At 42.7% G+C, this 11,230-nt stretch carries 6 protein-coding genes; all 6 read left to right on the forward strand.

The window, feature by feature from the left end; all coding sequences use genetic code 11:
• On the forward strand, positions 1 to 193 hold a 193-nt coding region (locus WKF69_RS15680; protein ID WP_340383069.1), incomplete at its 5' end, for a hypothetical protein.
• A 141-nt stretch (positions 194 to 334) separates the two neighbouring features.
• Positions 335 to 820, forward strand: coding sequence for a hypothetical protein (locus WKF69_RS15685; protein WP_340383070.1), 486 nt, complete (start codon positions 335 to 337; stop codon positions 818 to 820).
• 240 nt (positions 821 to 1,060) lie between these two features.
• The gene (locus WKF69_RS15690) at positions 1,061 to 6,148 is read left to right on the forward strand and encodes an Ig-like domain-containing protein (protein WP_340383071.1); all 5,088 of its coding nucleotides are present in this window, start codon (positions 1,061 to 1,063) and stop codon (positions 6,146 to 6,148) included.
• Positions 6,148 to 7,068: a type IX secretion system membrane protein PorP/SprF gene (locus WKF69_RS15695; RefSeq protein ID WP_340383072.1), complete on the forward strand. Its 921-nt coding sequence runs from the start codon at positions 6,148 to 6,150 to the stop codon at positions 7,066 to 7,068. The genes WKF69_RS15690 and WKF69_RS15695 overlap by 1 nt, the downstream gene beginning before the upstream one ends.
• 8 nt (positions 7,069 to 7,076) lie before the next feature.
• On the forward strand, positions 7,077 to 9,149 hold the full coding sequence (locus WKF69_RS15700) for an OmpA family protein (RefSeq protein ID WP_340383073.1): 2,073 nt from the start codon (positions 7,077 to 7,079) through the stop codon (positions 9,147 to 9,149).
• A gap of 46 nt (positions 9,150 to 9,195) precedes the next feature.
• Positions 9,196 to 11,230, forward strand: a 2,035-nt coding sequence (locus WKF69_RS15705; RefSeq protein ID WP_340383074.1) for an LruC domain-containing protein, incomplete at its 3' end; no start/stop codon positions are given.

The following is an 11,230-nucleotide window of genomic DNA, read 5'->3' on the forward strand; positions in this document are numbered from 1 at the left end:
TTTCTATTCATCGTTGACCTTGTTTTTTGTCAACCTATGTCAGGACAAGTCAAACGTAAAGTTTTCACAATTGCTTGTTGAAGTCATTTGGGTTGATTTTTTCTCTGCGATCTTTGCGAAACACTCTGCGCTCTCTGCGCCTGCCTGCCGCAGGCAGGTTAAGTCGGCGTCATGCAGTTCTTTCCAGATATAACAGGGGCTTGTCCTCAGCATACTCGCCAAATTAGCAAGTCACAGCTATCGCATCAATATGTAATATTATTATATTTACCAGTCATTGCAATCAGGGCCAGTTCCATGCCGGTTTTCTTGCAGCAATTTTAACGAGCTCATTTTGGAAAACACGAACGAAAAAGAAACAGGTTTAACCCGGTTTAACGGGAAAAATACTTCAGCTGATACAATTGAAGGCCAATTAGACAATCTTATAGCCCTGCTATCAAAAGAGCCGCTTGACTACATGCAGACGAGCCATCTGGAGGAAAAAATCAATACTTTAACGGATCTTCTAAACAACGAAAACAACCATTCGACTCAGCTGTATAATATCAAACTGGAAACCTCCAGTGCAAAGAAATATAATTTTGCAAAGAGAGTGTCCAGGATTATACGGATGATCATTGCTGTGCTTTTAATTTTGCTTGGATTCGGTATGATTATTATGCCGGCTCCGGAGTATTTTGAGATGTTCACACTCTTTTATTTGAATCCTAATGACGGAGTTACTATTATGGACGTTATTTCACTAATTGTGGCTTTTACAGGTGTTTCTTTACTTATTTCTGCTATCCTTAAGTTTAATAACGGGCTTGTAAAATGAGGAATAAAGTCCCCGTTTCGGGGTCAGATTTCTACATCAATATTATCGCATGTCATCGTTATAAAATATAAGTACTCTAAAAGGTCTATAATGAACGAATTACTCGCTAATAACACCATGGCTTAATATTTGGATATTAAGGAGTAAGTATTGGCTTTCAGGTGCTCTCAAGTTGAAAAAATTGAGTATATTGAAATGGTCTTTCTTTTTTGGAAGTTAGATAAGGTTGCGATAGAATAAATGAAGATTTTTTTTAGTTTTTTACTGTGTTTTATACTTCTTACTGGTAAGAATACATTTGCTCAGTTTCCATATTCAGACGGTTTTAAAAATTCCACGGCAACTGGCACGATTCTCGGTGGTGGTGCAATTTTGACTGCAACCCGCTCGGACGGCGACACGGAAGGCAACGGCTACCTGCGTTTAACAGAGAATGCAGGAGACCAGAGCGGTTTCGCCAGAAACACAGCAGTATTCACATCAGACAAAGGACTTTTAATCACTTTTGAATATTACTCGTACGGCGGTCAGACGACCGAAACCGCAGATGGTATATGTTTCTTTCTGTTTGACTCGTCGGTATTGTCGGACCCGGCTGATCCTGCAAATGGATATCCAGCTCCCGGTTTCCGGATCGGCGGTATTGGCGGCTCGTTAGGATATGCTGTGTATAACGGGGAGCCTGGCTTGAGAAAAGGATTTTTAGGCATTGGTTTCGATGAGTTCGGAAATTTTGCGACTAACGATAACGGTAAGAAAGAGGGTTCCATTAATAGCTCAGGCAGAATACGCCAAAACGTGACCCTTAGGGGTGATGGATATGGAACCAGTAATGGAGCAGGAAGTTATGAATTTTTAACCAGGGTTGTAACAACTGCGCTTGTACCAGCATTTAACGTGGAGGGGAAAGTAAATGGCCGGACACCTGGATTTAATAGTGCTAACCCTGGCTTTCGCAAGGCGAAAATAGAAATACTTCGTACAAGTTTAACTACTGTTAAAATAAATGTTTTCATCACTCAGGGTGGCGCTGCTACTCCCCATCATGTTGTTAAAGATTATACCTATACAGCAACCATTCCGGCACAACTGAGCTATGGACTTGCTGCTTCAACAGGTGGCTTTACTAATCGTCATGAGATACGGAATATCGACATTGTTATTCCTCCATCTTCAGCAGTAAAGCCGGTTGCTGTAAATGACGCTGCAACAACAACTGAAGATACTCCAATCACTTTTAGTGTCGTGTCAAACGACTTTGACGCCAATGGAAATTATACGCTAAACCTTGCGAGCATTGATTTAAATACTAGTGTTGCAGGGGAGCAGAAAACATTTGCTAATACCGATGGCACATATACAGTTGATAACGTTGGTTTAGTGACATTTACCCCATCCGTTAATTTTAATGGGACGGCTACTGCCATTTCTTACACTATAAAAGATGACGGTTCCGGCGGTGTAGTGGCAGTTGCAGAAAGTGATCCCGCGACAATAAGCCTCACCGTTACAGCGGTAAACGATGCTCCGGTCGCAACCCTCCCTCCAACTATTAGTGTGACTGAAGATACACCAAAAGCTCTGACGGGTATATCCTTTGCGGATGTCGATGCAGGTGGAGCAGCTGTGCTTGTCACACTTACTCTTCCGGCAAACGCAGGAACCCTTTCTGCGACAACTGGAGGTTCTGTTACTGTGGGAGGTACGTCAACAACATTGACTTTATCAGGATCCTTGGCAAATATTAATGCGTTCATTGCCGCCAATGGTATCACCTATACCCCCGTTCCAGATTCTAATATTGATATAACTCTTACTGTCTTTATAAACGACCAAGGCAATTCAGGAGCCGGTGGCGCCAAAACTGATACTAAGACGCTGATTTTAGACCTGCAGCCGGTAAATGATGCGCCAGTACTTGCTAATATCTCCAAGACTGGGAATGAAGACATTATCATGTCATTTTCCGCTGCTGATTTTTCAGCAAAGTTTACAGACGTCGACGGTAATTCAATAACTAAGATTAAAGTAGTCACCCTTCCCGCTCCTTCTGCGGGAGTTTTAAAGAAAGGGGATGCGCTCATCAGCGTTGGCGAGGAGATCAATTTTGCAGATCTGTCTACAATCACATTTACACCAGTTCTTAATTCGAACGGGAACGCTAGTTTTAAATGGAACGCTTTTGACGGTACTGTTTATGCCGCCCTGGATGCTGATGTTAATATTACGATCACCGCGGTGAATGATCCCCCTATCGTCAGCAATGTTGACAAAACTGTAGCGGAGGAAGTGACTCTAACGTTTGCTGCTTCTGATTTCACAAGCAAATATTCAGATGTTGAAAATAATCCGCTTGTAAATATCACTATAGTTTCTCTGCCTGCCAATGGCACCTTAAGAAAAGGGGGCAATCCTCTGGCTGCTGGTGCGGTAGTTTTGCTATCTGAGCTGGCGAGTTTAACTTTTGCTCCCGCCACAAACTTTAATGGTAATACCAGTTTTCTTTGGAAGGCATCAGACGGGAACAGTGATGCAATTTCAAGTGCGGCGGTAAATATTGTTGTCACACCGGTTGACGATGCTCCGCTAGCAGTCGACGATGCGGCGAGCACTGAATCAGGCACGGCAGTTACCTTCAGTGTTGTGGCAAATGACACTGACCCCGACGGCCCCGGAACTATCGATATAACTACGGTAGATATAGATCCAGCAGCTGGAACGCAAAACTCTTTTGTAGTCGTTGGTCAGGGCACTTATGTTGCCAATAATAATGGTACAGTTACATTTACACCCCTGTCAACTTACGATAGCGGCGTAGGTACAGCTACCCCGGTGTTGTATACCGTCAAGGATAATACCGGTTTGGTTAGTAACTCAGCGTCTATAAGGGTAAAAGTAACTCCAAAGGTTGCTCCGGTAGCTAATGCCGATGAAGCAACTACTCTAGAGGACGCAAGCGTTACTTTCAGTGTAGTAGCGAACGACACCGATGCGAATGGCAACGGAACCATCAACGCTGCTAGTGTTGATTTGGATCCGGCGACCGGAGGGAGGCAAGCCACTTTTACAGTTTCGGGCCAGGGTACTTACACTGTAAACAATGTCGGGGCAGTTACATTTACCCCTGTTCAAGATTATAACAGCGGAGCAGGTACAGCAACACCGATCTCCTACACGGTAAGTGACGCGGGTGGCTTAGTTAGTAATGCGGCATCCATAACTGTAACAGTAACTTCCGTACCTGATGTGCCAGTAGCAGTGGCGGATGCTGTAACAACAAATGAAGATAACTCTATAACTTTTAGTGTAATAGCTAACGATAATGATCGTGACGGTAATAGCACAATTGATGCCACGAGCATTGATTTTGATCCGGGTGCTGGAATCAAGTCGAGCTTTACTGTGGCAGGCGAAGGAACCTATAATGCTAATACAAATGGAACGGTAACGTTCGTTCCTGTTGCAAACTACAATAGCGGTGCAGGTACAGCAACACCGATTAGCTATACTATTAAAGACAATACCGGGCTTACGAGCAATGCAGCGCAAATTACTGTAACTGTCACCTCTGTAAACGATATTCCTGTAGTTGCAAATGTGCCTAAAACAGGCAACCAGGGACAAACTATAACATTTACCGGAGCTGATTTTAAAACTAAATTTACTGATCCGGAAAACTCGCCTCTAACCAAGATTCGTGTGAGTGCTCTGCCGCTCAATGGCAGCTTAAAATTGTACGGGACGACTGTTACCACTGGCCAGGAAATTGCGGTATCTGATCTGGAAGGACTTACATTTATTCCTGTTGCCGGCTTTAGCGGGATAACAAGTTTTTCATGGAATGGTAATGATGGCACCGGTTATGCAGTGTTAAATGCAAATGTTGTGATCACTATTTCGGCGGTTAACCAACCTCCGGTGCTCACATCAGTAATAAAAAATTACACAGGCAATCAGTCGGTAACTTTCTCAGCAACCGATTTCACCAGTCAGTTTACTGATCCGGATAACAATCCTTTAGTCAAGGTGCAGATTGTAAGCCTGCCTACATCGGGCACATTGAAACTTTTCGGGGTAGATGTAGTAGCCGGACAGGAGATCCCGGCAGGGGAACTTTCAGGTCTTACTTATGTACCGGCGCCAGGAAGTAGCGGAACGTTCAATTTTAGATGGAACGGATCTGATGGAACGGCATATGCTGCCACAACTTCCACCGTGTCGATAAATATATCAACATCGAATTTCCCGCCGGTTGTTAGCGATATAACTAAGAGCGGGACAGGTTTTACAGACATATCATTTACAGAAGCAGATTTCACTTCAAAATTCACAGACGCAGACAATAATTCGTTAACAAAGGTAAAAATCATCAACCTCCCGTTAAATGGTACCCTCCGCTTAAATGGAGTAAATGTAACCGCGGGGCAGGAAATTCCGTTGTTAGATCTGTCGAAACTGACCTTCCAATCTGCAATTAACTGGAGCGGTACTACCAACTTTGCATGGAATGGTTATGATGGTAAGGAATACGCGGTGAATAATGCGAATGTAACTATGACTGTTATCCTGCCAGTCGATCCGAATTCCAAAATCGGGGTAGCCAAAAGCGTTTCTTCTATTACAGATGGTATAAACGGTACATACGATATCAAATTCACATTTTCTATCGCCAATTATGGCCCGAATACGATAGAAAACATAAGCCTTAAAGACAATTTAACACAGGCTTTTGCTGGAACGGAATTTACTGTCAAGTCTGTTACCGCCTTGGGAAATCTTAAAAATAATCCCTCGTTTAACGGAAATTCTGATACCGAGCTTCTGTTGCCGGCAAGCAGACTAGTTGGAGGAGAGGAGCGTAAGGTTGAAATGTTGCTTAATGTAAAGCTTATTACCAAATCAGGCTCTTTCTTCAATTATGCTCTTGCAGAAGGGAGTTCGGCTATAACAGGTGCGAAGGTTCAGGACAGGTCAACAAATGGTCTAAAAGCTGATCCTGTAGTAAATGGTGACGTAAGCTTGGCGGAAAACACCCCCATCGAACTAGCTCCGCGTCCAACATTCATTCCGGAAGGATTTACTCCTAATAATGATGGTATAAATGATAACCTGATCATACAAAACGCCTTAAATCAAAAAATAGTGATCGAGGTATTTAATCGTTGGGGAAACCGAGTTTACAAATCAGTGGATTATAAAAATGATTGGTCGGGACAGTGTACAGAAGGTGTATTTCTTGGGAAGGATATCCCTGACGGGACATATTTTTACGTGGTAGTAGTGGATAATAAGAGTAAATATGTTGGAAGTCTAACGGTTCAGCGATAATGGGAAGACATATAAAACAAATATTTGTCCTCGGGCTGTCGATTTTAACTTCAGGTGTTGTGAATGCGCAGCAGAATGCCCTATTTTCTCAATATGTGTTTAACACCCTGGCTTACAATCCGGCATATGCCGGCAGTCGCAATGTAGTTTCGGCAACGGCACTTTATAGAAATCAGTGGTCAGGTATTAAAGGCGCACCTACAACGGCCACCCTTACGGCCGATGCCCCTTTCAAAGGGGAACGCATAGGGCTTGGTATTCAGCTCATCAATGATGAATTAGGGATTACAAAGACTACCGGTGCAGCATTGAGCGGCGCTTACAGGATCACATTGGCCAACGATGCGAAATTGTCATTTGGTCTGCAAGGCAGCATAAATAAGTTCACAGCTAACTTTACGTCTCTTGACCTGGGAAGCGGTGGTAATGATCCTATTTATCAGCAAGACGTCAATAAGGTCCTTTATAACTTTGGTTCGGGAATTTACTATTCGACCGAACGGATGTACATAGGTCTTTCAGTGTTGGATATGTTAAATAATCGGTTAGGACAGGACGCCTCCTTAGCGAGACAATCGGGACATGCTTATTTGGCAACAGGATATGTATTTCCTTTGAGCGAAGATTTTAACCTTAAAACCGGTGTACTGTTTAAAGGAGTAAGGGGAGCCCCAGTTCAGGCGGATCTCAACCTGACTTTATGGATAAAAGATGTTTTAGCAATCGGAGGTGAGTATCGTACAAGTGCTGATATATCAGGCTCAATGGAGATAAGAGTTACACCGCAAGTACGTTTAGGATATGCTTACGACCGAAGTACTACGAGTTTGAAAAGTTTTAATACCGGAAGTCATGAATTTATGATCAGATATGTATTTTCATTTGAGCAAAATAATTCTTTATCTCCGAGATATTTTTAAATAGGATAATGAACAAGATCTGCGTACTACTTTTAGTTTTATTACTGCACCTGACTACAGGTAGTTGCTTTGCTTTTTTTCAGGAAGATGACGGCCCTCTTTTGCAAAAGGCGATCAAGGAATACAATGCTTTAAGATTTGTTTCCGCTATCAAAGAACTAACCCGTGTTATTAAGAAAGACCCTCTGAATGTAAAAGCACAGGAGATGATGGCTTCGAGTTATCGCAACACCAAAGTTTACGATGAGGCTCTTTTCTGGTACGGCGAACTCACTAACCAGAAAAATATTAAGCCTGAATGGGCTTTATATTACGCTGAAGCTCTGGCAAACAAAGAGAGATATGAGGAATCTGAAAAGTGGTACCGGAAATATCTTGCCCTCAAGCCAACCGATAAGAGAGCAGCTGCATTTAGCAAGGCAAATATAGGTGAGTTTAACAAAGATGAAGGTAAGTGGGAAATTGAATTTCTGAATATAAACAGTGATGCGTCCGAATACTCGCCGATGTTCTATAAGGACGGCCTGATGTTCATAAGCAACCGAAACGAGAAGTCGCGTTATATGTTTGCCTGGGATCAGACCCCATATACTGATATGTTTGTGGTTGATAACCTGGAAGATGTTCGTGAAAGCGATGAGGCGTCTATTGAGCGTCGTTTAAGTGGCAAGAGCGATAAGCCAAATTCTTTAGTGACCTTACTTTTCAGAAACAATAAATCAGATAGTGTGGGAGCCGGGGAAATTGCCAGGCTTCTGACGGGTAAAGTAAAGTCAAGTTACCATGAAGGTCCCGCAGTAAGATTGCCAGAAGGATCGCTAATGTTCACAAGAAATAATTTTAACAACAAAAAGGCCGGGAGTAGCAGTGCAGGTATTAACAAGCTTAAGCTGTATACCGCTATAGGCGATAACTGGGAGAAAATAGTTGAATTTCCATACAATGATGAAGAGTATTCAACGGGTCACCCTGCTGTTAGTCCTGACGGTAGAGTATTAATATTTGCATCTGATGTAGCCCGTGGTTACGGAGGCACAGATCTATATTATTGTGTAAGGACTTCTGAAAGAGGCAATTGGGGGCGGCCGGTTAATTTAGGTCCGAAAATAAATACAGAGGGCAATGAGCAATTCCCGTTTATCGACAAAAACGGTAAGCTATACTTCGCCTCAACGGGTTATCCAGGTTTAGGCGGACTGGATATTTTCGAGGTGATACTGAAGGACATGAAGCCAGTTGGTAAACCTCATAATCTTGGCGCAGGTATTAACTCACCTGCTGATGATTTCGGGCTGATAAAAGAGGATGAATCAGATAACGGTTATTTTAGCTCTAATCGACGGGGTAATGATGATATATATCGATTTAAGAAGCTAGCTTTTGTTATTAAAATGCAGGGGCTGGTGCTAGACTCAAGAACCAATACACCCGTTGCAGGAAGTAAAGTTTTGGTTAAACATAATGGCCTTACCGACACAGTTCAAACAAATCAGTTTGGAGAGTTCATTATGCCGCTGGGCAAAATGGATGATTATGAGATAAGCGGCCGAGCCCTCGCGTATATCAGTAAAGAAGAATTTATAAGTACAAGGCAGATCACCCAGGATTCTACTATAAAATTGGTATTTAGATTAAACAAAGCTGAGAATGTTCAGAAATGGGTTTTGAATAATTGTGATTCACTAAAGACCTCTTTCGCTTTTGAAAATATTCATTATGATCTGGATAATTACGAGTTGCGCAGGGAAGATTTGCCGAAGCTTGACCAGATTGCAGATGTTCTGAAGAAGAATCCTCAGATCAATATCATAACGGCGAGTCATACTGACAGCCGTGCATCCGACACCTATAACAAGGATCTGTCATTACGGAGAGGTCAATCCGTTCGAAACTACATTGTAAGCCGGGGTATTAACCCAGAACGTATTGACGTAAAATACTATGGCAAAACCCGCCTGGTTAATTCCTGTGTTGAAGGGATGAATTGTCCGGAGCCGGATCAGGCACTTAACAGAAGAACGGAATTCGAGGTGATCATAAACGGAGTGAACCTCGCGCAGTTGGAGTGTACAAATCGATAGAAATAGTCAAACATTAAAATATTTAAACGCATTAATTCTCACAACAATGGTAAAAAATCGACTCGTCCTGCTTTCAGTTTTGGGACTATTCTTATTCTCCTGTAAAAAGACAGAACAAGATACCGAAACATCAGGCAACATAAATAAACTGGTTATCCCTGCGGGGTTTACCTGGGAAAATTCAAGAGATGTAAACTTTGAAATAAGGGTTACGGACACGAGATTCCAGAATGCGGTGCACGTGGTTTCAATCTATGATGGTGATCCAAATGCTGGGGGTAAGCTGCTGTCTAAAGGGTCAGCTTCGATAATCGACCCGTTTGCTACAAGGATCTACCTGACTAATACAGTTAAGGATGTCTATGTTGAAAAAACAGCACCCGATGGAACAAGTACAATTCAAAAGGTTACAGTAGGGTCTGATCCAAAGGTTACCCTTTCCTTAAGCGCAATTAGCCCGAAGGGTACAACTGCTGGAGGCGATGTAAATAAAATCTCTGGCTTAGATGATAGCCCGGATTGTAATACCGGTTGTACTACAACCATCACCAGCTCAAATACCAATATAAGTGTGGATAACGGGCAGGTAGTATGTGTAAATGGCAACAACATAACTATAGGTTTTACTGGTAATGGTGGAACGTTGAGGATTTGCGGTACAAATGTCACGGTGCAAAGTGGAAGTTTAAACAGCAGTGCGAAGCTTATAATTACCCGCAATGCATCAGTTACTTTTAGCAACCTTAATACCAACGGCAGCACTTCTGTGTTTGAAAACTATGGAACAGTCTCAATCAATGGCTCGTTCTCACCAAAGGGTACTTTTACAAACGAGGGAACATTGAGTACTACAGGGGACCTCGATCTGAACTCGCAAACTATTTTCCTAAACAACGGTATATTGAACGTGGGTGCTACGCTGAACGTAAACACTAGCAGTGTGGCCACCAATAACGGGTCGATAACTACCGCTCAACACTTCCAGTTAAACAGCCAGAGCGACTTTGTTAATAAATGCTTTTTATGGGCCAAGGGGGATTATAATCATAATAGTGATATGTTTAATTACGGCCTTATAAAAGTTAATAATATTACTACCGTGAATGGTAATGACATTATAACAATGTATAACGGAGCGATGTTGTCCACAAAAGATCTGAAATTGAATGGTGAGATAGTAGGCTCTGGTTCTGCCTCGCTGATAAAGGTTACAGGCGCTTCGACGCTGAATGGAGGAAGTGCGGTTAAAAATGCCCTTCGGTTTTGCGACGTTAACGGGATTGAGACTAATAATACCACTTTCAGCGGTGGTGCAACTCTTGCATGTAATTTATACATACCAGTTACCAATTGTAATACTGAAGGTAATGGTACAGCGCCTCCGGTAGATACAGACGGAGATGGCGTGATGGATGCACAGGATGAGTATCCAACTGATCCGGCAAAGGCTTATAATAACTATTATCCGTCGGCAGGACTTGAAACCGGTGCTACTGTGGCATTTGAAGATCAGTGGCCAAAGAAAGGAGATTATGATATGAATGACCTTGTTATGTCTTATCGTTATAAAATTGTAACGAATTCTCAGAACAAAGTGGTTCAGGTTGTAGGTGATTATAACCTCATGGCTGCAGGTGGAGAATTTAAGAATGGTTTCGGTATTGAGTTCCCGGTATCTCGCGCAAGCGTAAGCGGACTTACCGGCGGCACTCTTGAAACAGGCCAAAGCAAAGCGGTTGTTATCTTTTTCACTGATATGCATACCCAACTGGCTAATTTCAACACGCGGCCTGGTGACCCTGTTTCTGCGCCAAAGAGTTATACGGTCAGCTTTAACATTAGCAGTGGCCCGCTGCTTAGTACGTTTGGGCTAGGTGCATATAACCCATTCATCTGGAACAGTGGTATTACGAACGGCCGGGGTTATGAAATACACCTTCCCGGAAAAACGCCTACAGACCTTGCCAGCACCGCCCTGTTTGGTACTTTGGATGATAGCACGAATCCATCTTTATCGAAGTATTATGTTACCTCCACTGGTTTGCCATGGGCTATAAACATACCGATCAAGCCGTTCAAAT

The sequence above is a fragment of the Daejeonella sp. genome (assembly GCF_037719425.1).
Lineage (GTDB): Bacteria > Bacteroidota > Bacteroidia > Sphingobacteriales > Sphingobacteriaceae > Daejeonella.